The following is a 24,263-nucleotide window of genomic DNA, read 5'->3' on the forward strand; positions in this document are numbered from 1 at the left end:
CCACGCCCTTTACAATCCCGGCTCCCGGCAGGAAAATTGTTGCTGCGCAATTCCCTCCGCTTATTCCTCCAGGCTATCGGGCCGGGCGCGAGGTAGCATCCCTGCAAAGCGCGCCCTGAGCCAGCATCCATGCTGGCTCTCCCGGCCTTACGGAAACACGTCGGCAATTTTCAGCCGGACCAGCCCACACCTCACCATCTGCGTTTTTGGTCTGAACAGCAAAACAGATTTAACTGGAAGTCAGAGCATTGAAGCGATGACTCCGGTCCGGCTGAAAATCGATGAGGCGTTGACGGCTGACCGGGGTTGCCCGCAGGGATGCGGGCAGAGGGGACGGCCTGCATGGACGCAGGCTCGGCCCCGACCCGACAGGCAGACGGAATAAGACGAATAGGCTCGCGAAGAGACGATTTTCCCGCCGGGAGCCTGGGATGCAAGGGAGGCGGCGGTGAGCCTCCCTTGCACGTTCACGGGTATCAGTGCTTTAGAGAAGTGATACGGCTGCGGTGAACGGAACCCTGATCAAGAATCACATGTTCACCATACATTCTTAACTGAACGGTATTGCCTCATTCGAGGGGTTTTGTTTTTACAGACCGTTCATCCTCGGCGGGCAACGCTCCAGCAGCTCCACGCTGCCATCTTCATTCTGCTGCTCCAGCATCACGTCAAAACCCCATAACCGGTGCACATGTTTCAGCACCTCTTTGCGGCCTTTATCCAGCGGGGCGCGGTTATGCGGAATATAACGCAAGGTGAGTGACCGGTCGCCACGCAGATCAACATTCCAGATTTGAATATTCGGCTCCAGATTGCTGAGGTTATATTGCGACGACAGTCGGCTACGAATTTCACGATATCCTTCCTCATTATGGATAGCGGAAATCTCCAGGTAATTGTGGCGATCGTCATCCAGCACGGTGAACAGGCGGAAATCGCGCATCACTTTTGGTGACAGGAACTGACTGATAAAGCTCTCATCTTTAAAATCGCGCATCGCGAAATGCAGGGTTTCCAGCCAGTCGGAACCGGCAATATCCGGGAACCAGTATCTGTCTTCTTCGGTGGGGGACTGACAGATACGCTTGATATCCTGGAACATCGCAAAACCCAGCGCGTAAGGGTTTATCCCGCTATACCACGGGCTATTGTACGGCGGCTGGAATACCACGTTGGTGTGGCTATGCAGAAACTCCAGCATAAAACGTTCGGTAACTTTACCTTCATCATAAAGGTGGTTCAGGATGGTGTAATGCCAGAAGGTGGCCCAGCCTTCGTTCATCACCTGCGTTTGTTTCTGCGGATAAAAATACTGGCTGACCTTGCGCACGATGCGTAACACCTCACGCTGCCAGGACTCCAGTAGTGGCGCGTTTTTCTCCATAAAATACAGCAGGTTTTCTTGCGGCTCGGAAGGATATCGCCGCGCTTCGGAAATGGTTTTCTCTTCCTCTTTCTTCGGCAGCGTGCGCCACAGCATATTCACCTGGCTTTGCAGATACTCTTCACGGCTTTTCTGCCGGGCTTTCTCTTCCTGTAGCGAGATTTTTTGTGGTCGTTTGTAACGGTCCACACCGTAGTTCATCAGCGCATGACAGGAGTCGAGGAGCTTTTCGACTTCATCTACACCGTAACGCTCTTCACACTGGGTAATGTAGTTTCGCGCGAAGATCAGATAGTCGACAATGGAACTGGCATCCGTCCAGCTACGGAACAGGTAGTTATTTTTGAAGAAAGAGTTATGTCCGTAGCAGGCATGCGCCATCACCAGCGCCTGCATGGTGATAGTGTTCTCTTCCATCAGATACGCGATACATGGATTGGAGTTAATGACGATTTCATAGGCCAGTCCCTGCTGACCATGCTTATACAAGCGCTCGGTTTCAATAAACTTCTTACCAAACGACCAGTGCGGATAGTTGATTGGCATCCCGACGCTGGAGTAGGCATCCATCATCTGTTCGGAGGTGATCACCTCGATTTGGTGCGGGTAGGTATCCAGTCTATAGAGTTTCGCCACGCGGTCTATTTCCGCCAGATAGACATCCAGCAGATCAAACGTCCAGTCGGGTCCATCGCTTAACCGTGTGCTGTCCTTGTTCATGGAATCAATCGTAGCCATTCGCGCACCCTCATTGTTGGCGGCACTCTCTGTCTGGAGTACCTCATTTCAAGCATAGATCATGGTGTTAAAAAACGTGCTGCGGCAGAAATTTTTTCTTTGCGATTTCACGATAGCGAGGCGTGGAAAAAAGGCATGTCCGCAAAATTTTATGCTGGATAAAAATAACGCACAGCATGAGATTCCAAAGCAGGGAGCTCCCTGCAATCACCGCTATATGTGAGATAAGTCACCATAAAAAAGCCATATGTTGAATAATATTTTCAACTGAGTTATCAAGATGTAATTAGATGATTGTTCTTTTACTGTTAACGGAGTGGCTATGCGAGTTGTCATACTGGGAAGTGGTGTCGTTGGCGTGACCAGCGCCTGGTACTTAAGTCAGGCTGGACACGATGTCACCGTCATTGATCGTGAGCCCGGTCCGGCACTGGAAACCAGTGCGGCAAATGCCGGACAAATCTCGCCAGGTTATGCAGCACCATGGGCGGCGCCAGGCGTACCGCTTAAAGCAATTAAATGGATGTTTCAGCGCCATGCCCCGCTGGCCGTCCGTCTCGACGGGACCCAGTTCCAGTTGAAATGGATGTGGCAAATGCTGCGCAACTGCGACACCAGCCACTACATGGAAAACAAAGGACGCATGGTGCGGCTGGCGGAATACAGCCGTGATTGTCTGAAAGCGCTGCGCGCTTCTACCGGCATTGAGTATGAAGGACGTCAGGGCGGAACGTTACAGCTGTTCCGTACGGCTCAACAGTATGAGAACGCCACCCGCGATATCGCCGTGCTCGAAGACGCGGGCGTGCCATATCAGTTGCTGGAAGCAAACCGCCTGGCTGAAGTCGAACCGGCACTGGCAGAAGTCGCGCACAAGCTGACCGGCGGTCTGCGTTTACCGAACGACGAAACCGGTGACTGCCAACTGTTTACCCAGCGCCTGGCGCAGATGGCCGAGCAAGCGGGCGTTACGTTCCGCTTTAACACCCCAGTTGATAAGCTGCTCAGCGAAGGTGAGCAAATATATGGCGTGCAGTGTGGCGAGGAAATCATTAAAGCCGATGCTTATGTGATGGCGTTTGGCTCTTACTCCACGGCGATGCTCAAAGGGATCGTGGATATTCCGGTCTATCCGCTGAAAGGTTATTCCTTGACCATTCCAGTGGCGCAGGATGACGGGGCACCGGTTTCTACTATCCTTGATGAAACTTACAAGATCGCCATTACTCGCTTTGATAACCGCATTCGCGTTGGCGGCATGGCGGAGATTGTTGGCTTCAATACCGAATTGCTGCAGCCACGCCGCGAAACGCTGGAGATGGTCGTACGCGATCTTTTCCCGCGCGGCGGTCATGTGGAACAGGCCACATTCTGGACCGGACTGCGCCCGATGACCCCGGACGGTACGCCGGTCGTGGGACGAACCCGCTTTAAGAATCTGCTACTCAATACCGGTCATGGCACGCTGGGCTGGACCATGGCCTGTGGATCCGGCCAGTTGCTGAGCGATATTTTGTCTGGCCGTACCCCAGCCATTCCTTACGACGATTTGAGCGTGGCGCGTTACAGTCCGGGGTTTACCCCCTCTCGTCCACGGCATTTACACGGCGTACATAACTGATAAGGACGAGAGATGACCCGCCCGATACTGGCCAGCATTGACCTGCAGGCGTTGAAACAAAATCTGGCCATTACGCGCCAGGCCGCACCGGATGCCCGCGTCTGGTCGGTAGTGAAAGCCAATGCCTACGGACACGGCATTGAACGAGTATGGAATGCGCTGGGCACAACCGACGGTTTTGCCATGCTCAATCTTGAAGAGGCGATAACCCTGCGCGAGCGGGGATGGAAAGGCCCGATATTAATGCTGGAGGGTTTTTTCCACGCCGACGACCTGACGGTATATGACAAATATCGTCTGACAACGTGTGTGCATAGTAACTGGCAGCTTAAAGCATTGCAGAATGCGCGTCTGAATGCACCGCTCGATGTTTATCTGAAGGTGAACAGTGGCATGAACCGTCTGGGTTTCTTACCGGACAGAGTTTCCACGGTCTGGCAACAGCTGCGGGCAATGCCCAACGTCGGTGAAATGACGCTGATGTCGCACTTCGCGGATGCAGAACACACGGATGGCATTCAGGAAGCAATGACGCGTATTGCGCAGGCGACAGAAGGGCTGGAGTGCAGACGATCACTGTCCAATTCAGCTGCCACGCTGTGGCATCCTGAAGCGCATTATGACTGGGTTCGCCCTGGCATCATCTTGTACGGTGCATCGCCGTCTGGACAGTGGCGAGACATCGCGAATACAGGTCTCAAACCTGTGATGACGTTAAGCAGCGAAATTATAGGCATACAAACGCTGAAAGCCGGCGATCGGGTCGGTTACGGTGGGCGTTACACCGCCAGTGGAGAGCAACGCATCGGCATTGTGGCGACCGGGTATGCAGATGGTTATCCGCGCCATGCGCCGAGCGGCACACCAGTGCTGGTGGACGGCGTGCGCACCAAAACGGTCGGAACGGTCTCAATGGATATGCTGGCGGTTGATCTGACGCCATGTCCTCAGGCGGGGATCGGCACGCCGGTAGAGCTGTGGGGCAAAGAGATTAAAATTGACGATGTGGCCGCTGCTGCGGGTACGGTGGGCTACGAGCTGATGTGTTCGCTGGCGCTGCGCGTACCGGTTGTGACGGTGTAACTTTATAAAATTGCCTGATGGCGCGCAGCTTTCAGGCCTGGAGGAGCAGTGTATTTTGTATGCCGGGTAGGCGCAGCTTCCACCCGGCAAAAACAGCTACGCTACTCATCCTCATCTTCAGCAACGCGAACACCAACCTTCAGCACCGCATTATCTTCTTTCTCGGCCACCGTCCAGATCATGCCAGCAAATTCCACCTGGTCACCGACGACCGGCGCGGCGCCTAACAGGTGCTGAACAATTTCACCCAGCGTTTGCTGTTTATCGCGATACTCTGTGCCATCGTCGAGGCCATATATCAGCGCCACGTCGGCATATTTTGCGCTGGCTTCGAGAATAAAATCCCCAAAGAAGCGCTGGTCTAACGATACCGGCGGCGACTGGCTGAATAGCTTGCCGAGAGCGGGGAGATCGCGCTCGCGACCAATGACGCACAACACGTCGCCTTCACGCAGGCGCGTGCTGCCCGACGGATGAAACAATACATTGTCACGAAACAGGGCGGCAATTCGCGTTTCTTCCGGCATATGCAGATCGCGCAATGCTGCTCCCACACACCACTTATCCGCGCTGAGCTGATAAACAAACTGCTCCCAAGGGTTATCCGGGTGAATATCCAGACCAATACGTGAAACGGGCCAGCCGACCGGCGGAACCACCACTTTGGCCTTTTTAGCCGCCCAGGAAAGCGACGTTCCCTGAAACAGCAGGGAGATCAGAACCACGAAGAAGGCCACATTAAAGAACAGACGCGCATTCTCCAGGCCCGCCATCATCGGGAAGACGGCAAGGATGATCGGCACCGCCCCGCGCAAGCCCACCCAACTGATAAAAATACGCTCGCGCAGATTGAAGCCACGGAACGGCAGCAGTCCGGCGAAGACCGACAGCGGACGTGCCACGAAAATCATCCACGCGGACAAAATCAGCGCCGGAATCGCGATAGGCAGCAGGTCGGACGGTGTGACCAGTAGCCCCAGCACCAGGAACATGGCGATTTGCGCCAGCCAGGCCAGGCCATCGAAGTTTTGCAGAATACCAAATCGGTTGCGGATCGGGCGATTACCCAGCAGGAAACCGCACAGATAAACCGCCAGAATACCGCTGCCTTCCAGCGCGGTAGTCAGAGCAAAAATGAGGATCCCGCCGCTTAAGGCCAGTAACGGATACAGCCCGGCAGGCAACGAAATGCGGTTAATCATTTGCTGCAGCAGGTAGCCGCCGCCGAGTCCCAGCACAATCCCTAAGCCAAACTGTTGGAGAATATGCACCGCGAACATCCAGCTTAAACCGGTCTCGTGGTTTTGGATCATGGCGATAAGCGTGATAGTCAAAAACACCGCCATCGGGTCATTACTCCCGGATTCAATTTCCAGTGTGGAGCCAACACGTTCGTTAAGCCCCTTACCGCCAAGCAGGGAAAAGACCGCCGCCGCGTCGGTGGAACCGACTATCGCGCCAATCAATAGTCCCTCAATGAGATCCAGATTAAACAACCATGCGGCCATCATGCCGGTAAGTCCGGAGGTAATCAGTACCCCGACGGTCGCCAGCGATAGTGCCGGACCCAGCGCGACGCGAAAAGAGCTGGCCTGGGTACGCATGCCGCCGTCGAGCAGGATAACCGCCAGCGCCAGGTTACTCACCATGTAGGCAAAAGGGTAGTTGTCAAAAGGAATACCGCCGACACCGTCCACACCGGCTAACATCCCGATAGCGAGAAATATCACCAGAATAGGGATGCCAAGACGTGATGAGAATGAACTGAGTAAGATACTGCAGGTGACGAGAACGGAACCCAAAATAAAAAGGCTAATAATTGCTGCGGCATCCAACGTTCGTTTACTCCTGAATTACGCTGTTTCGTATTAACAAACCCTAACATAATAACGACAGAAACAGCGTTTTACTTAGCCCTGTTAGTGGCTTTTTTTACGATTTAAGTACCGGATGACCATTTATGGTGAGCTGAGCGCCATTTTTATCGTTTTTCAGCATCGCATTCGCCCCCAAAGGCAGGGTGACGGTGCGCTGTTCATGACCAAAATCGAGACCGCTGATTAACGGAACTGACAATCTGGCGCGGAGAAAAGCGCAAACCGAATCAAGGCTGTAACCGTCGTCATAGTCATTGGGCGCACTGCCGCTAAAACTGCCAAGAATGATGGCGTTCTGCCGCGCCAGAATTCCCGCGTGGTATAGTTGCAGCAGCATGCGTTCAATACGGAATGGGTGCTCATTAATGTCTTCCAGCACCAACACACCGTTTTCGATAGCGGGCATCCACGGCGTGCCCATCAGCGAAATGATCATCGCCAGATTTCCGCCCCATAGCGTACCTTCGGTCGTACATGCCGGGCCGTTACTCTGCCATTCGAGGGTAAATTGGGGATGACGCAAAGCCTGCCAGAAATGGTACTCGGTAAACGTGTTCATCTCCTCGGCCCCGAAGTTAGCCGCCAGCATTGGGCCGCTGAAGGTAATCACATTCCCTTGCGCCAGCAAACCGCACTGAATCGCCGTAAAATCGCTGTGCCCGCTGAGCAACAGCGGGTTTTGCTGCTGACGGGCAGCCAGCCCCTGCCAGTCGATACCTTCCAGTAAACGGCTGGCGCCATAGCCTCCGCGTACCGCCATGACAATGGTATCGGGCGTTTGCAGATTTACGAGCGAGTTCACATCAGCCAGACGCTCTGCTTCGGTGCCAGCAAAACGCTGGCAGCGGCGCGTAATGACAGCCGAATTGTCGACCTGATGACCGGCCTCAGTAAGCCGCGCAAGCCCACGTAACGCAGCCTGCTGGTTGATACAGTAGCCCGAAGGGGCAATTAAGTGAAACCGGGACATGGCATTTCCTTGCTACAACTAAAACCAAATGTATATCATGCCGCGTAGGTATGTCGTTGTCACCTCAGCGACAGGTTCCGGCTATAAGGATAGATGACGTGAAATTGAGATGGTTTGCTTTTTTGGTTGTATTACTTGCGGGCTGTAGTTCAAAACAGGATTACAAAAATCCGCCATGGAATGCTGAAGTTCCGGTCAAACGCGCAATGCAATGGATGCCGATCAGTGAAAAAGCCGGTGCGGCCTGGGGTGTCAGCCCACAATTGATTACCGCTATCATCGCCATTGAATCTGGCGGAAATCCGAATGCGGTCAGTAAATCGAATGCGATTGGTCTGATGCAGCTAAAAGCGTCTACGTCAGGGCGTGATGTTTATCGTCGTATGGGATGGAGCGGAGAGCCGTCGACCAGCGAGCTGAAAAATCCTGAGCGTAATATTTCGATGGGCGCCGCCTACCTGAGTATTCTTGAAACCGGACCGCTGGCCGGAATTGAAGATCCGCAGGTGATGCAATATGCGGTGGTGGTGTCGTACGCCAACGGGGCGGGCGCGCTACTGCGAACGTTCTCCTCCGACAGGAAAAAAGCGATCAATAAGATCAACGATCTCAGTCCGGATGAATTTATCGATTATGTGGCTGATAATCATCCGGCGCCGCAGGCCCCGCGCTATATCTGGAAGCTTCAACAAGCGCTGGATGCGATGTAATTCAGGTGATGTTAATCGCGCACCTTGTTTGCTTTTTCCCGGGCTTCGCGCTCAAGGGAAAAAATAATCCGCTGTAAGTTCCGCTCCACCGCCGGGCCGACGTTGAGAAAACGAAAGCTCAGGCGGGGAGTGGTAATGGTTTCGTTTTTGCTGTCGATAACTTTGCGTTCGCTAATAGAAATGAGCTGGGCGTCAACGTGGTACACCCCCCATTGCGCCATGTTCAGTTCAACGTGTGAGAAGCGCATGCCTTCTACCAGTCCCTCTGGTTTTGCCGTTTCTAACAGTCCACCCATGCCGCCGAGAGACAAATCGAACAGGCGAAAATGCAGAATGCTGTTATCCGGCATCTTTGCCGCGCAGCGATAGGGGGGGTGCAGCGGCGCACCGATACGGAAATATTCCCGGCGCTGAATAAACCACAGTGAAGGCGGCAGCGTTGAGATAAATGCCGGTAGCCGCTGATACTCGCCTTTTTTAAGCTGTGGCAGGGTGAATTCCACTTTGGCACCCTGCGTTTCGGCGATAACTGAGATCTGGCTGGCCCGCTGCACGGCCTGGTTTTCATATTCCTGACTGCCAAAGTCCATGACCAGTTCGTCCGGGCTGACTGCCAGTATTTTGCTGATGAACTGGCCACCAGACCAGGAGATACGCAGTGGAACCTGCTGCGAATTTAAGTCCCTGAGTACGCCTAACACCGCTAACGGATTTTGCTTCAGGAACTGCTCATTGTAGATACTCACACCTAATGACTCCTGGATGCCGGGTTTATCGTTGGATTATCGGCATCAAACGACAGAACTTAAGACAAATGGATGAATTTTTTACTAAAGCCAATGAATTAAGTCTGCGCGTAAAAGCGTCATCCAACAGCTTGCCTATACTTAATGCACTGGCGCGGGAATAACGAGCGCACATTCACTGGAAAGAGGGCCTGAAAATGGGAATTATTGCCTGGATTGTTTTTGGTCTGATTGCGGGTGTTATCGCCAAACTGATTATGCCGGGGCGCGATGGCGGCGGTTTTATCCTGACCTGTATCCTCGGTATCGTCGGTGCTGTGGTCGGCGGATGGCTGGCAACGATGTTTGGTATCGGCGGTGATGTCAGCGGATTTAATCTCCACAGCTTCCTGGTGGCCGTAGTCGGCGCGATTGTTGTGTTGGGTGTTTTCCGGCTTGTGCGACGAGATTAACTGAACGGCCCCTGCGGGGGCCGTTTCTTTGTAATTGAAAGTTCGTTATGGCGTCGGTTGTGTCTGCTTTTGAAGCTCAGTTGATGCTGTCCCAGCCGGGGCTGGACGCGATGCGGGGACGCTGTCACACGGTTTTTCTTTGGCGCAAATCAGGTCGAGCATTTTTAGGGTAACGCCGTTGGTCCAGCCGAACCCATCCTGCAACGGATATTCACCGCCGCCACCGCCAGTGCCTGTGGTGCTCACGTCATACTTTTCAACCAGCTTTTTTTCTCGATCGTAAGTGTGCTGCACGTTGGTGAGAAATCTCCAGGTGACGTCCATGGCGACGTTATCCTGACCGTAATTCTGCAACCCGGATGCTGCGACCCACTGGAGCGGGGCCCAACCGTTTGGCGCATCCCATTGCTGGCCGCTTTTCACCGAGGTGGTAGCAAGGCCGCCGGGCTGCAGTAGATGCGCCTGGGTTGCCGCGGCGACCTTACTGGCGCGATCTTTTGCCGCCGCATTAACGTACAGCGGGAACAGGGCGGCGGCAGTAAGCTGATTACGTACTTTATGGCTCTTCAGATCGTAGTCGGCATACCAACCCTCTTTGTCGTTCCACAGGTGCTTTTCGATCCCTTTTTGCCGGGCATTGGCGAAGCCTTCGTACTGCGCGGCTTTGGCATCATCGCCGGCGGCTTTACTGGCGAGGGCGATCATTTTTTCCATTTTGTACATCAGCGCATTGAGATCGACCGGCACGATGCTGGTGGTACGCAAGGTGCCTAGCTGGTTGGGGTTATCCATCCAGCGGGAGCTAAAATCCCAGCCAGATGCGGCGGCGGAACGCAGGTCGCGGTAGATTTCGGTAGCCGGGCGGTTCGGGTTACTTTTGGCGGTGGCGATATCCTCCACCCATGACTCTGGCCTCGGCGTATCGCGGTCATCCCAGTAGCGGTTCAAAATGGTGCCGTCATCCAGCTTAACGACGCGCTTATTTTGCTGACCGGGCTGGAGCGTTTCGACGCCTTCCATCCAGTAGGTGTACTCTTTGAGCATTTGTGGAAGGTATTTTTTCAGCGCATCATCCCCGTCGTGCTGCGCCAGCAGTTCAACCATAAAAGCAAAGAACGGCGGTTGAGAACGGCTCAGATAATAGGTGCGGTTGCCGTTTGGAATGTGTCCCCAGGCATCAATCTCGTAAGCGAAGTTTGCCACCATGTCGGAAACCTTGTCCCAGTGATTACTTTCGGCAAGCCCCAGCATGGTGAAATAGCTGTCCCAATAATAAATTTCGCGAAAACGTCCGCCTGGTACCACATATGGCTCCGGGAGCGGCAGCAGCGAGTCCCATTTTTCAGCGTCGGTTGTCGAGCGGGTTAGCACTGGCCACAGCCCATCAATATGCTCGCGCAGCGATTGCCCGGCAGGGGGGACGTATTTCTCACCTTCTTTCGGTAAGGTAAAATTCACCCCGACAAAATGACGTAAATCGAATCCAGATTGATTCTTTTGCATTCGATAATCGGCGAGGATCATTAACGGATCACTATTGGGAACCGCGTCAGCAAAGGTTTTCTGGTCAGGGAAAAGTTTGGCCGTTTGTACATCGTTAAACAAAGGGCCAAGCAGAATATCAGGCGGTTGCGGTGTCGTTGCTGGCGCGTCCTCCGCATTGACGGTAAAAGAGGTAAAGGCAAAAAGGGTACTGGCAAGCGTCAGTTTTATCGCGACAGAAAGCAGGCCGGGATGGCGAATTTCTGGTGTTATCATCGGTTAATCTCCTTAGCGGCGTGCCGAAGCAGCGGCATTTACCATGAGAAAACCTTAGTTCAGGATCGACCGTTGCGCGTGATCGGCTCCCCATTTTGCGAATAAACAGACATTTCCCTACGAACGCAGAAGATGCACACCCTGTCGAGAAGGGTGTGCTGATGACATTAACCTGTATGGTTTATCCGATGTGCCACGCAGTCAAGAGTGAGGGTATCTCCCATCTTTATGCTATCGAGTGTCTCCCCTTGCTGACACATCCAGCAAAGTCCCATTTCATGGGCGATAATCGCCGGGTGAGAAGCCTCGCTACCGGCACGCAGGCAGATCCCTTTGATGGTCAGCGGATCGAGTTGCAATACCGTAGACGGATAAATGACGTCAGCGACCAGGATTGTCGGGCGGGTGAACGTCGGGATTTGCGCCGTCACTCCAGTCAAATGCTGCAGCGAACGAGACAGTAAATCTTCAATGTCGATGTATCGTGCTTGTAAGTAGGGATCATCGAGCTGTAAATACTGCTGGCTGAGTTCGCTCAGCACCTGCTGCCAGGCCCAGGCGGCGCTACACTGCTTTTCACGCATTACGTCGCAGGCCATATCGAACAGCTCAGGATCGTCCAACAGCGTGTGGTGACCGGAGAAGATCGCGGCGATATCGGCGGAATACTTCTCTTCAGCAAGCGCGGTTAGCTCGCTTAAATCGTTCAGCGTGCTCTGGATGGCGGCCTGTAATCGCTGCTGCTCAGTCTGCAATGATGCAGCAGGCTGCTGGCTTATTTCGTGTGAGAATGGCGCGTAACAAAATACCGTCCCCGTCGCTCGTGACGGGACCTTAGGCGCCGCGTTTTTCGCCTGCGTTGGCTCAAGCGATTCGCCAAAATTCTCTGCCGCCAGCTGTTTGAATGCGGCCAGCGCATCTTCTGCCTGTTCTCCTTTGGCAATCAGGCGCAGCGTGTCGTTACAACGCACCTGCAGTAAGGCTATCTGATTGAGGCTATCAGGGACGACGCACTTGCCGTTTTTCTCCAGCCACATCTCGGCATTAAAGCCAGACAGCGTAGATACCAGTCGCGAGGCCGGACGAACGTGGATGCCGTTGGGGTTTTTCACCACAATGGCAATCGAACGGGCATCTGTGTCGGGGGAGTGTTCAGCAGAAGTGGACTTTGCTGCCGAGGGCGAAGGTAAACCCAGTTGCTCACATTTGGCGTCGAGGGCGTTCATGGCATCACGGATGACCCGCTCGATATCGGCACCCGCAGCGGCGCTAACCGTCGCGGCCAGCGTGCCTTCAACCAGCGGGGCGGCGCACAGACGGACTTTCGCGGCGATACTAGGGTCAAGCAGCTCAAGGGCGGTTTCCGCACTCAGTAACGCGCTGCCGATATCCATCATCACTAACACGTGATCCGTATCAGCCACGGACTCGATGGCTTCCATCACCTTAATAGGATCGGTGCCAATCGGATTCTCGGGATCGTCAATGCCTGCGGCAATAGCGAGTTTGCAGCCATCGCCCATTAACATTTGTCGGGCTAACGCGCCGACGCCTTCGCCCAGTTGGGCGCTGTGAGACACAATAACCAGGTTTACCATCGCTTTATCCTTACTCTCTGGACGCCTGAGCCAGCATTTGCATCATAAACATGACGGACGTTGCGCCAGGATCCTGATGGCCAATGCTGCGTTCACCAAGGTAGCTGGCGCGGCCTTTGCGTGCCTGCATGGTGATGGTGCTTTGCGCCGCAGCTTCCGCTTGTTGGCTTGCAGCTTCCAGCGCTGCCTGTACGCTTAACTTTTGCTCGCAGGACTGACGTAAAGAGTCGACTACCGGCAGCCAAACGTCGCACATGGTTTTGTCGCCAGGCTCCGCTTTACCACGGCTAATGACGCCTTCTGCGCCATCGCGGATCATTTGATACAACTCGTCCAGCGTCAGGCTCTGGTGGGCTTGAGTGACCTGGGCGGCGCGGATGAAAAAGGTACCGAACAGCGGGCCGCTGGCTCCGCCAACGCTTGAGAGCAATACCATGCCGGTATTTTTTAAAATAAAACCGATGTCTTTATCGGCGATGGACGGCAGTTTTTCGACCACTTTACTAAAGCCACGGTGCATATTCAGACCGTGGTCGGCATCGCCGATTTCCCGGTCCAGTCCGGTGAGAAAATCACTTTCGGTAGTGAATATTTCGCCGCAGTGGTAGAGCCAGTTAACAATTTGCGTTCTGGTGAGGGACATCATGAATCTCCTTATTTACCCCAGTTGAGAGCAGGGGTGTGAACCGGTGCATCCCATAAATTCAGCGTTTCGTCATCCACCTGTAACAGGGTGATTGAAAAGCCGGTCATATCCAGAGAGGTGCAGTAAGAACCGATCAGGTTGCGCTCAATGACGATCCCCGCATCCTGGCAACGGCTTTCGAGGCGGTTATACACGCCGAAGAGTTCTGACAACGGCGTTGCACCGAGATTATTGACCAGCGCAATGACGCGATCGCCGCTTTGCAACGCCCGTTTGCTTTCTTTGCCTTCCTGCCATGCGCCCTGGACGTTGTCCCAATGACGCAGCGTGCGGCTATAGTTGCCGTTTTCCAGCAGCGTGTTGAACATTTCATCTACGGTTTGGTCGAGAGAGGTGAAGGTTCGGCGGTCAATGCCCGGTTCTCCGTGGATACCCACGCCAAACTCCATTTCGTTATCCTGCAGCGTGAACGACGGTTGCCCGGCGGCCGGAACGGTACAGGCACCAATGGCGATCCCAATGGAGTGCCCTTGGTTATTCAGTTGACGCCCGAGTGCCGCACAGGCTTCCAGCGAGTCACCGCGTTCGGCGGCCGCGCCGACCAGTTTTTCTATCAATACGGTATTCGCCACGCCACGACGACCGGCGGTATACAGACTGTCTTTCACCGCGACGTCGTCATCCACCACCATGGTCGTGACTTTTATACCGCTGTCGTGCAGCAACTCGGTGGCGGTTTCGAAGTTAAGAATGTCACCGGTGTAATTCTTGATGATCAGCAGGACGCCTTCACCGCCGTCAATTTGCATGGCGCATTCGAACATTTTATCCGGCGTAGGTGAGGTAAAAATTTCACCCGGGCAGGCCCCGGCGAGCATGCCCTGCCCAATATAACCGCAGTGCATTGGTTCATGTCCGCTGCCGCCGCCGGAGAGTAGTGCCACTTTGCCCATCACCGGCGCATCTGCGCGAGTGACATAGACCGGGTCCTGATGCAAGGCCAGGGAAGGGTAAGCTTTCGCCAGTCCGGCGAGTTGTTCATTCAGTACGTCTTCAACACGGTTAATCAATTTTTTCATTATTTATGCTCCGCAGACAGTCCTGGATGCTGCCAAAATTCTGCAGCCATCTGATGTAGGGTATCGGTTTGTACAACGCTACGGCGACCGCTCGCTGCCGATAAGGTAATTTTGCACACAGGTATGCAAAAAAAAATTGTGTGAGTTAGCGTTTCAATACGAAACAATGCCACCTCAATACGTTCCATATTGAAACGATGTGGCGTGAAATTCGCCAAAAATGCGACGTTGGGCATCCTTTTGTTTTAGGGGCCGCAGAAAGGGGCGATAGGCTGCTTCATCAGAATAAAGGGCGTGAACGAACAGAAAAGTGGAGGATGAAAGTTAAAACCGCGCAGGCAGGTGGTTGATCGCCACCAGTTTTCCTTGCTCAAGTTCGATATATCCCCCTTTTTTTAAGGCTGCGAGCATTTTCATCACACTACTACGTGAAAGGTGCGTCCTGTCCAGAATGTACTGGTAGGCGGCAATCTGCTGGCGAATGTTGTCTGATTCTTTGGCCAGAGCCTGTAGTTGATAGCACAGCACATCATAAGTGGTGGGGGCCGCTACCATCTCATTTTGAATAAACAGTTTATTTGTCACGATGATCATATGCCGGGCCATGAGCTCCCAAAGCTGTTTTGCTTCAATGCGTGCCATAACGGTTTCCAGCGGGACAGTCGCAACTTCACATTCCTCAAGGGCGCGGAGCAATAGTTTCTCTGATAATGCACTGGTGAAACCGAGAGACACTGGCGCAGAAGCGATGCCTAAGGCCAGATTATTCTCCAGGTTTTCAATACTTACCGTACCCTGGCGGATAAACTGACACATATGTTCTCCAGATTGGATAAATACGAAGCGGCTACCTTTGGGGTAGCGCCTGAACTCGCATTCTTCTGCCAATTGTCGTAACAATTCCGGAGCATAGGGCGAGGGTTGTTTGAGCAGGTTTATCGGCGATTCATAAGGCATGATGGGGTTATCCCGCATAGATTTTCATTCGTTTACGTTGTGCAGCATAGCGTACCGTTAATACTTCAGGGGAATATTTTGCTGTATTTGTTTCAATACGCCGCGCTCGGTAACGATATAGCCGCCTTTTTTTAATTCGGCCAGAATTTTCATGATACTGCTGCGCGACAGAAACGTGCGGCTCTGAATATAGTTTGCGGCGGTAATGTGTTGCCGAAACTCGTCAGATTCGCGAATCAACTCATAAAGTTGTGAGCGAATAATATCGTAAGAGGTTGGGGCGGAAATGCGAGTACAATGGTCATAAACACGCCCGGCCGTATAAATGAGTAACCTGGACAGACTCTCCCACAGGTCCTCATCGGCAATAATCTCATTAGCTGTTTCCAGAGGAATGACCGCTACGGTTGAGCACTCTTCACTCCGCATAAAGAGATATTCCGATTCTGCAAGCTGATTGCTTAGCCCGAAGATAAATGGCGCGACTTCAGAATTCAGCATAAAGCCGTCGCGTTGCCTGAAGATCGCAATCGTGCCATTCAATAGCAAATAACATTGATGAGAATTATTACTTTTGTAGTTAATTATTTGTCTGTATTTTGTTTCACAAATGTTGGCGTTCGGCTTTAGCTTCTCAATGATATTTATTATGTGCTCCACCGGCTTTATCGGTAAGGCATGATACATGCTTGATTCAATGATTATTTTTGTTTCAGGCATGAGTCGCCCTCCTCAATGAATATGCTGTTAAAAACAATATAAGATGTTGTTGGTTTTAATAATTATGGTAATGAGAGGGAGATAATGGAATCCATCGTTCGGTGTAAAATTACACCGAAAAATAACTTGAGCAAATATGTGTATCTATATCAAAATTGCCCATAAGCAGAAGAGCAATAGCATCTAATAAGGAACGGTTTTCCTTGCCTGAAGGCCTAATGCAATCCTTAATAGTTTGCGTTAATTGTTATTTCTCTCAGTACTTTCAAAGTGATGGCAATAATAAAAAGCATGGGGCGTTATTTGCATCAGGGTAAATAACGATGCAGCACTATAAATAAAAGTTAAGGAAAGCAATTATGAAAAAGAATGTGATAGCGAAGACGTTGTCTGCGGCGGCCATTCTCATGGCCTCAAACGTAATGGCCTATGATGGTACGGTTATTTTTAATGGTGAAATCCTCGATTCGGCCTGTACCGTTGATATTGGTAGTAGCAATACGTTGATGGTCGACCTGGGACGTGTTTCTAAAACAGCATTCACCAGTACTGGCGATGAAGCATCCACCACAAAGTTTACGCTACGGCTGAAAGATTGCCCGGCCAGCGTGGCCGCAGCAAAGGTGAAATTTGACGGTGCACATGACGGTAATGACAGTAGCTTGTTGGCCATCACTCAAGGTTCCGGGGCGGCAAGCGGCGTGGCAATACGTCTTAAGACGGCAGACAGTATGAACTTGGGACTTAATCAGGACAACGGTTATACCTACATGTTATCCAGTACCGCGGATAATAATCTGGATTTCTATGCCGCCTATGTGGCAACCGTTGTGCCTGTTCTTCCTGGCGCGGCTAACGCGGTGGCTAATTTCACTGTTAACTACAACTGATTTACCTGTGCAGTTTTAAGGGCCGGCAAACGGCCCTTTCAGAGGTTTATGATGAGAGTATTACGTTTTTGTATGTTGCCCCTGGTTGTTGTGGCGATCGGTATTACTACTGCGCATGCGGGTGTTTCAATCGGTGGTACCCGAGTCATTTACGATGGTGGAAAGAAAGAGGCTTCGCTGAGCGTTAATAACCCTGATGCGGTTCCTTACTTAATTCAATCGTGGATTGAAACGCAAAGCAACGACGTGGCAAAAGCACCGTTTATCATTACTCCACCGCTTTATCGGTTGGATAAAGGACAGCGAAACGTAATGCGCATTATTCGCGCAGGTAATTTGCCAGAAGATAAAGAATCTCTGTTCTGGCTCAATATTAAATCGATACCGTCTGCAGAACGTAAAGATAATACATTACAAATAGCTATCAAAACGCGAATAAAACTGATCTACAGGCCGCCAGGATTAACCCAGTCAACACCAGATGCGCAGGTAGAAAAACTACACTGGAAATCGAACGGTAAATTTATTCAGGTGACGAACCCATCCGCATACTTTATTAATTTTAATGAAATTACCGTGGCAGGTAAAAGAATCGAAGACGTCACGTTTGTCGCGCCCGGACGCAGCGCGAGTTTCGCACTACCGACAGGTATTACCGGTGGAGTAATAACCTACAGAATTATTAATGATTACGGCGGAATAAGTGAGGCGTATCACGCTTCACTCTAAAACTCAGTCCGGACGGGAAGATTATGTCAATGATGATAGCCAAAATGATATCTAATCCGCCTCCGGTCCGATTGTTGCTGTGTATTTTATTAACCGTCGCCAATGTACTTAATGAAGTAAAAGGTCGTGATTATTTTAACCCTGCGTTGCTGGAGCGTACAGGATCCACAAATGGCGATGTTGATCTTTCCGGCTTTGAGACAGGACAACAGGCGGAAGGAACATATCATGTTGATATTCTTCTTAATGGAGAGAATGTTGATACCCGTGATGTAGTGTTTACCAGACGGGAAGGGGGAATGCTGGAACCGTGTCTTTCTACAGAGTTGTTGGAGGGCTACGGTGTGAAGACAGCGTTATATCCAGGGCTTGTCAGGAACGAGAATTGCGCTGATCTATCCGCTATTCCTCAGGCTTCCAGCGAACTGTTATTTTCTTCCCAGAAGTTGTTATTGAGTATTCCGCAGGCCGCGCTTTCTTCACCGGCGCGCGGTTATGTTGCGCCAGAACAGTGGGATGAAGGTATTACAGCCATGATGCTCAATTACAGTCTCAGTGGGGATAACAGCCGGACAAAAGACACAGGAAACAACAGCACCAGTCAGTACGTTAACCTGCGTCCGGGAATTAACATTGGCCCATGGCGGTTACGTAACTACAGCACCTGGCATAAAGACAGCCAGGGAAATGCTCACTGGGACACCGTCTATAGCTACGTACAGCGCAATATTATTCCGCTGAAAGCGCAACTGGTGCTGGGCGACAGTTCTTCGCCAGCCGACGTTTTTGACAGTATTCCTTTTCGCGGCGGCCAGCTTGCCTCTGATGATGAGATGATCCCAGATTCGCTGAAAGGCTATGCGCCGGTGGTGCGAGGCATCGCCCGTACAAACGCGCAGGTGATCATTCGACAAAATGGTTATCAAATTTACCAAAACTACGTCTCTCCAGGTGCGTTCGAAATAACCGATATGTACCCGACAGGAGGCGCGGGCGATCTCGACGTGAGTATCAAAGAAGCAGACAGTAATGAACAACATTTTATCGTTCCGTTTGCTTCATTGCCCGTACTGCAGCGGGAAGGGCGTCTTAAATATGCATTGACCGCTGGGCGTTATCGCTCATATGACAGTCGGGTTGAGCAGACATCCTTTGTTCAGGGAACGCTAATTTATGGTTTGCCGGCAGGATTCACGGCTTATGGCGGCGTCCAGGGGGCAGATAATTATCGTTCTGTTGCAGTAGGTATCGGGAAAAATCTTGGCGTGGTGGGGGCGGTTTCGGCTGATGTTAGCCAGTCCTGGTCCCAGCCACAGAATACGTGGCAACAGCAGGGACAATCCTGGCGCATTCGTTACAGCAAAAACAGCGTGGTAACCGGGACAAACATTTCGATTGCCGGATATCGTTATTCAACGGCTGGCTATTCCGGGATGCAAGACACGTTTGATTCTTATGGGACCAGCAGCTCATCGATAGAGAAACGCCGTAATCGCATGGAGGCGACCATCAACCAGTCTCTGGGAGCGTCAGGTGGCTCCCTTTCGCTCAGCGCGGTGCGGGAAGATTATTGGCATTACGCAAAACCATTGCAGTCATGGAGCCTGAGTTATAACAACACCTGGCACGGAATAAGCTATGGGATTGGCTGGACGCAGAGTAAAAACGGTTATTCGGGCAGCAATGCTCGCTACGACAGCGAGCGTTTGGTGGCACTGAATATTAGCCTTCCACTGGAATGCTTTTCGAACAATTCCTGGGCCAGCTATAGCATGAATACCAGTCGTAACAGCGGGACAACGCACAGCGTCGGCTTGAGCGGGATGGCGCTGGAGGGAAATGCTCTGAACTGGAGTATTCGGCAGGGTTATGGTTCTGAGGATGCTGGTTATACCGGCAGCCTGAACGCTGATTATAAAGGCGGGTACGCTGAAGTCAGCGGGGGTTACAGTTACGATCGCAACCTGCAACGGGTGAATTATTCGCTAGCGGGGGGCGTACTCGCCCACGCGGATGGTGTCACATTTTCACAGCCATTGGGTGAAACCAACGTCTTGATTAAAGCGCCGGGCGCTGCGAATGTCGGTATAAAAAACCAAAGTGGCGTACGCACTGATTTTCGTGGATACACCGTTGCCAGTAACGTCTCTCCCTATCGCAAAAATGATATCGGACTGGAGACGGCAACTGTAGCAGATGACGTTGAGCTGGAACTGACTAATAAAACCGTGGTGCCGACACGTGGCGCGATAGTTCGCACAGATTTTGTGGCCAACGTAGGATTGCGTGTATTGCTCACGTTACGCCGTGATAACGGAAAACCTGTCCCATTTGGTGCGATGGTGACGGTCAGAGGTGTTCAGGGGCAAAGCTTCATTGTAGGGGATGACGGCCAGGTTTATTTAAGCGGCATGCAGCCACAAAGCATACTGGACGTTGTCTGGGGCAATGACAACCAACAGCACTGTACGGCTAAATATACTCTGAACAGCGAAGAAAATTATCGTGGTATTACCGTGACTGACAGTCTGTGTCGGTAACTCACTTTATTTATTGAGTCTATTAAGATGAACCGAATTTACGTTCTCTGTATTTTATTGTTACTCCCCGGTTTGAGCTATGCTGATAATTGTTCCGTCAATGCGACGCTATTTGGCACAGTTACCATGGGCAATATTCTCGTGCAACGCGATGCGCCGGTAGGTAGCGAAATTGCGCGGGCCAGACTTTCCGGGTATGCAAAGCTTGAAGTGGATGCTCCCGACAAGCCAACGTCATGCAGTGGCGGTTATACGTTTAATTACTTATCGGCAACAAACTCGCCAATAAATAATGTATTTAACACTAACCTCGATGGTGTGGGGATACGCGTATCAGTTTCACCTGGTAGCTTTGTGCTGCCATCCAACGGTACGGCTTACGTTTATAATCTCGGTTTTTACGATGTGATGTTAATTAAAACCGGGAAAATAACCCCTGGATATTTAACGCCGGGAGTAATAATGCAGGGATGGTTCGTCACACCGGATAATTATTTTACGCAAATTTCCCTCGATGCAAATACTCAGGTAACGGTATTAGCATGCTCTGTTACCAGCCAGACGCTGAATTTTAACCTTGGCGACATTAATGCCAGTGAATTCTCTAACCAATCGGGGTTTAACCCGCCGCGTAGCGATAGCCAGAACCTTGGACTTAACTGTGATGCGTCCGCCAACATTAACGTGGAACTCATGGGTACGCAAAACCCCGATGTGACAGGCGATACGAGCGTGTTGGCGCTGAACGGTCAGGGAACGCCGGGAACTGCAGACGGGGTAGGGATACAAATGCTTTATAACAACGTTCCGTTGCAACTGAATAATCGCATTGTGTTGAAGCGTTCAGCGGGCGGGCAGGAAACATTTCCGCTAGTGGCGCGTTACTACCAGACCAGGTCGGTCGTCAGACCGGGAAGCGCCAATGCAACCGCGACGCTGAATATTACTTACCAATAACAGGGAATAAAGAATGTTACCTGGAAAAAGGACGGCCATAGCGATGGTGCTCGCATTACCGGCATGGGGCATAGGCGATCCGGTGACGCTCAATATCAACGGCAATGTCAAAACTGCGCCCTGTCAGGTGAGCAGTGACAGTGTGACCAAAACTGTTGATTTAACGCCTGGGCAATCTGTTACCGCTTCATCGTTATACACCGCGAGTTCGACCACGCCGTGGGTCGCTTTTGAGTTAAGTGTTGAACAGTGTCCTGCCGGGACAAGTCGCGTTACGGTATTGTTTAACGGCAACGCCGATAGTGACCATCCCAATGATATGTACCGGAATACCGGTACCGCCTCACCCGTCGCAATCCAGTTACAGGCGAGCGATGGCGTGCCCCTTGGCGACGGAAAATCATTAACTGCAAATATTTCCAATCAGCGTTATACATGGCGTTTGCGCGCCAGAATTTATAGTGAGCAAGGGCAGGTAACACCTGGAACCATCAACTCTGCGATTACTATTTCTATGACCTACCAATAAACTAAAGCAGGCGCCTTAATGAACATCAGCATCCGCTGTGATGACAATATGTATAAATTGGGATTAATCGCATTACTTAGAGAAATATTTTCACTGGAATTGGTTAGGCAAACTCTGAGTATTCACAATTTTGACTCTAAAAATAGGGCAACTGATGATGTGATGATTTTAATGCTCAGCCCCGGTGAACATTATCTTTGCCATTCAGAGTTCTTTACCCGATCGCCAGGGCTTATTGTGGGTTTAATTGACAGGGAGCATATTCCTGCGCGTGGCGAAGTGCCTTCATGTATCAACCATATTATTTTTATTCCACACGATACTTCGGCCAGTCAGATGGGGGCGGTGATTAAACATCACTGGTCCTTAGTGAAAAATGCAAATTTTACCAATAAGGGGCGCTCTTGCTTGGGTTGCCCACATAAAACATTCACAGCGCAGCAGCATCAGTTAATTCGTTTATTATTGTCAGGGCTCACATCAAAGCAAATTGGTTTGCATATGCATATTTGTCAGAAAACTGTGCTGGCGCACCGTCGAGCCTTAATGAATAAATTTAGGTTGAGGTCGGATTGCGAATTATTACAATTCCTCATCGCTGCGCAGGAAAAGAGGGTGTTCAGCGCGGAGATACCAGCAGCGAGTGAAGAAACAATAACACGGCCAATTGCACCTGATGCAGAATTGTACATGCTCCCGGTGAGCAGCAGATAGGAAGCCACCTGCTTAGCAGGTGGCTTATGCTCAAGATTACTCAGGGTCTTAGCCCGGATAAATTCCGCGATCTTTACGTGCCAGTAAAATACGCTCGCAGGCAACAATATAGGCGGCGGTACGCAGAGAGCAGGATTTCTCGGCCGCTTTTTCCCATACGTGTACCATCGCATCGGTCATGATTTTATCCATGCGTTGGTTGATCTCTTCTTCGCTCCAGAAGAAGCTTGCCATGTCCTGAACCCATTCGAAGTAGCTGACGGTAACGCCCCCAGCGTTACAAACCACGTCAGGTACAACCACAATACCACGGCTAGCCAGAACATCATCTGCATCAGGATAGGTTGGACCGTTGGCGCCTTCGAGTACTAGTTTACAGGTTAGCGTTTCAGCGCGGTGACGCGTGATCTGACCTTCGAGCGCTGCAGGGATCAGTATGTCCATCTCCAGGCTCCAGAACGCCTCGCTGGCGATGGTTTCAGCTCCCGGGAAACCTGCAATCTGCTTGTGTTCCAGTTGCCAGGCTGACAGCGCGGACATGTCGATACCGGTAGCGTTAAACAGCGTCGCGGTGTGATCCTGAATAGCAACGACACGTGCGCCTGCTGCCGCGAAAAGACGGGCGGCTTCACTGCCGACGTTACCAAAACCTTGCACTGCAACACGAGCGCCTTCAACTTCGATATTAGCACGACGAGCCACTTCCAGACCGCTGACAAAAACGCCGCGACCGGTGGCTTTATCACGGCCTAACGAGCCGCCAAGGTGAATAGGTTTACCGGTGACAACACTGGTCACGGTGGTGCCGTGGTTCATGGAATAGGTATCCATCATCCAGGCCATCACTTTACCGTTTGTACCCACATCCGGCGCAGGTATGTCTTTCTGCGGTCCTATAATAATGCCGATTTCGCTGGTATAGCGACGGGTCAAACGCTCCAGTTCGCCCTCAGACAGTGAGAACGGATCGACGCGCACACCCCCTTTGGCACCGCCGTACGGCAGATTCAATGCCGCGCATTTGATGGTCATCCATGCGGACAGGGCCATCACTTCATTAAGATCAACATCAGGATGAAAACGCACACCACCTTTGCCCGGACCGCGCGAAAGGTTATGTTGCACACGATACCCTTCAAAATGACGGATAGTCCCGTCATCCATTTGTACCGGGATATCGACAATCAATGCGCGTTTTGGGTGACGCAGGGTATCCACCCAATGGGAAAGTTCGCCCAGGTAAGGGGCCACACGCTCGATTTGTTGCAGGTAGGTATTCCAGGCAGATGTGCTGCTATCTGAAGCGTAAGATAACTTATCCATGATAAACCTTAGTTATAAAAGTAATATGTTCTTAATTTGGCCGTGGTATACAGTGAATCTCACCATATAAACCTAAATTTAACATTTTTTTCGACAGGTGGCCTGTCCAGCCAACACGGCTTATCGGTATGGATAGTATGGGCTTTATCTGGAAAATGAATAATTATGCTTTTCTTTAACTATTTTGCGGTTTTTATTGCGGTATGGGTGATTTGGTATGCGTGTTTTGCAAAAAACACATT

At 51.6% G+C, this 24,263-nt stretch carries 21 protein-coding genes; 10 read left to right on the top strand and 11 right to left on the bottom strand.

Features of this window, described 5'->3' with window-relative positions:
• Positions 1-589: 589 nt before the first annotated feature.
• Positions 590-2,122, bottom strand: coding sequence for a SpoVR family protein (locus FDX11_RS10770; RefSeq protein ID WP_006684212.1), 1,533 nt, complete (start codon positions 2,120-2,122; stop codon positions 590-592).
• Between the two features lie 322 nt (positions 2,123-2,444).
• Between FDX11_RS10770 and FDX11_RS10775 the strand changes: the two genes are divergently transcribed.
• Positions 2,445-3,743, top strand: coding sequence for a D-amino acid dehydrogenase (locus tag FDX11_RS10775; protein ID WP_061381203.1), 1,299 nt, complete (start codon positions 2,445-2,447; stop codon positions 3,741-3,743).
• Positions 3,744-3,755: 12 nt separating this feature from the next.
• On the top strand, positions 3,756-4,826 hold the full coding sequence (gene dadX / locus FDX11_RS10780; protein ID WP_061381204.1) for a catabolic alanine racemase DadX: 1,071 nt from the start codon (positions 3,756-3,758) through the stop codon (positions 4,824-4,826).
• A gap of 101 nt (positions 4,827-4,927) precedes the next feature.
• Here dadX and FDX11_RS10785 read toward each other — a convergent pair whose 3' ends face one another.
• The gene (locus tag FDX11_RS10785) at positions 4,928-6,661 is read right to left on the bottom strand and encodes a potassium/proton antiporter (RefSeq protein WP_042307893.1); all 1,734 of its coding nucleotides are present in this window, start codon (positions 6,659-6,661) and stop codon (positions 4,928-4,930) included.
• Positions 6,662-6,758: 97 nt separating this feature from the next.
• Complete coding sequence (gene ldcA, locus FDX11_RS10790) at positions 6,759-7,673, bottom strand: muramoyltetrapeptide carboxypeptidase (RefSeq protein ID WP_137397890.1); 915 nt, start codon at positions 7,671-7,673, stop codon at positions 6,759-6,761.
• A gap of 98 nt (positions 7,674-7,771) precedes the next feature.
• On the opposite strand from ldcA, the gene emtA reads away from it, so the two are divergent.
• Positions 7,772-8,383 (top strand): membrane-bound lytic murein transglycosylase EmtA, encoded by a 612-nt coding sequence (emtA, locus tag FDX11_RS10795; protein WP_042307896.1) that lies wholly within the window; start codon positions 7,772-7,774, stop codon positions 8,381-8,383.
• A gap of 11 nt (positions 8,384-8,394) precedes the next feature.
• Here emtA and FDX11_RS10800 read toward each other — a convergent pair whose 3' ends face one another.
• On the bottom strand, positions 8,395-9,129 hold the full coding sequence (locus tag FDX11_RS10800) for a flagellar brake protein (protein ID WP_042307898.1): 735 nt from the start codon (positions 9,127-9,129) through the stop codon (positions 8,395-8,397).
• A 197-nt stretch (positions 9,130-9,326) separates the two neighbouring features.
• On the opposite strand from FDX11_RS10800, the gene FDX11_RS10805 reads away from it, so the two are divergent.
• The gene (locus tag FDX11_RS10805; protein ID WP_006684222.1) at positions 9,327-9,581 is read left to right on the top strand and encodes a GlsB/YeaQ/YmgE family stress response membrane protein; all 255 of its coding nucleotides are present in this window, start codon (positions 9,327-9,329) and stop codon (positions 9,579-9,581) included.
• 45 nt (positions 9,582-9,626) lie between these two features.
• On the opposite strand, the gene FDX11_RS10810 is transcribed toward FDX11_RS10805, so the two are convergent.
• The 6 genes from FDX11_RS10810 to FDX11_RS10835 form a co-directional block, all read right to left on the bottom strand.
• Positions 9,627-11,339: an alpha,alpha-trehalase gene (locus FDX11_RS10810; protein ID WP_137365402.1), complete on the bottom strand. Its 1,713-nt coding sequence runs from the start codon at positions 11,337-11,339 to the stop codon at positions 9,627-9,629.
• Between the two features lie 167 nt (positions 11,340-11,506).
• Positions 11,507-12,937 (bottom strand): dihydroxyacetone kinase phosphoryl donor subunit DhaM, encoded by a 1,431-nt coding sequence (dhaM, locus tag FDX11_RS10815; RefSeq protein WP_137397891.1) that lies wholly within the window; start codon positions 12,935-12,937, stop codon positions 11,507-11,509.
• Positions 12,938-12,947: 10 nt separating this feature from the next.
• The gene (dhaL, locus tag FDX11_RS10820; protein WP_137397909.1) at positions 12,948-13,580 is read right to left on the bottom strand and encodes a dihydroxyacetone kinase subunit DhaL; all 633 of its coding nucleotides are present in this window, start codon (positions 13,578-13,580) and stop codon (positions 12,948-12,950) included.
• An 11-nt stretch (positions 13,581-13,591) separates the two neighbouring features.
• Positions 13,592-14,662, bottom strand: a complete 1,071-nt coding sequence (gene dhaK / locus FDX11_RS10825; RefSeq protein ID WP_137397892.1) for a dihydroxyacetone kinase subunit DhaK — start codon at positions 14,660-14,662, stop codon at positions 13,592-13,594.
• 324 nt (positions 14,663-14,986) lie between these two features.
• Entirely contained in the window at positions 14,987-15,637 is a 651-nt protein-coding gene (locus tag FDX11_RS10830; RefSeq protein WP_233639290.1) for a winged helix-turn-helix transcriptional regulator, read from the bottom strand.
• Between the two features lie 39 nt (positions 15,638-15,676).
• A complete protein-coding gene (locus FDX11_RS10835) occupies positions 15,677-16,339 on the bottom strand; it encodes a winged helix-turn-helix transcriptional regulator (RefSeq protein ID WP_170975604.1) in 663 nt (220 codons plus the stop codon).
• Positions 16,340-16,698: 359 nt separating this feature from the next.
• On the opposite strand from FDX11_RS10835, the gene FDX11_RS10840 reads away from it, so the two are divergent.
• The 6 genes from FDX11_RS10840 to FDX11_RS10865 are packed head-to-tail and all read left to right on the top strand — an operon-like array spanning position 16,699 to position 22,698.
• The gene (locus FDX11_RS10840; RefSeq protein WP_061381211.1) at positions 16,699-17,229 is read left to right on the top strand and encodes a fimbrial protein; all 531 of its coding nucleotides are present in this window, start codon (positions 16,699-16,701) and stop codon (positions 17,227-17,229) included.
• A 51-nt stretch (positions 17,230-17,280) separates the two neighbouring features.
• On the top strand, positions 17,281-17,958 hold the full coding sequence (locus tag FDX11_RS10845; protein ID WP_061381212.1) for a molecular chaperone: 678 nt from the start codon (positions 17,281-17,283) through the stop codon (positions 17,956-17,958).
• 29 nt (positions 17,959-17,987) lie between these two features.
• Entirely contained in the window at positions 17,988-20,498 is a 2,511-nt protein-coding gene (locus FDX11_RS10850; RefSeq protein ID WP_137397911.1) for a fimbria/pilus outer membrane usher protein, read from the top strand.
• 27 nt (positions 20,499-20,525) lie between these two features.
• Positions 20,526-21,455 carry a fimbrial protein gene (locus FDX11_RS10855; RefSeq protein WP_137397893.1) on the top strand — a complete coding sequence of 310 codons (930 nt, stop codon included), beginning with the start codon at positions 20,526-20,528 and terminating at the stop codon, positions 21,453-21,455.
• Between the two features lie 13 nt (positions 21,456-21,468).
• Positions 21,469-21,984, top strand: a complete 516-nt coding sequence (locus FDX11_RS10860) for a fimbrial protein (protein WP_137397894.1) — start codon at positions 21,469-21,471, stop codon at positions 21,982-21,984.
• Positions 21,985-22,002: 18 nt separating this feature from the next.
• Entirely contained in the window at positions 22,003-22,698 is a 696-nt protein-coding gene (locus FDX11_RS10865; protein ID WP_137397895.1) for a LuxR C-terminal-related transcriptional regulator, read from the top strand.
• A 48-nt stretch (positions 22,699-22,746) separates the two neighbouring features.
• On the opposite strand, the gene FDX11_RS10870 is transcribed toward FDX11_RS10865, so the two are convergent.
• Positions 22,747-24,021 carry a Glu/Leu/Phe/Val dehydrogenase gene (locus FDX11_RS10870; RefSeq protein WP_042307917.1) on the bottom strand — a complete coding sequence of 425 codons (1,275 nt, stop codon included), beginning with the start codon at positions 24,019-24,021 and terminating at the stop codon, positions 22,747-22,749.
• Positions 24,022-24,263 lie beyond the last annotated feature (242 nt).

This window comes from Citrobacter sp. wls714 (assembly GCF_005281025.1).
GTDB classification, from domain to species: Bacteria; Pseudomonadota; Gammaproteobacteria; order Enterobacterales; family Enterobacteriaceae; genus Citrobacter; species Citrobacter werkmanii.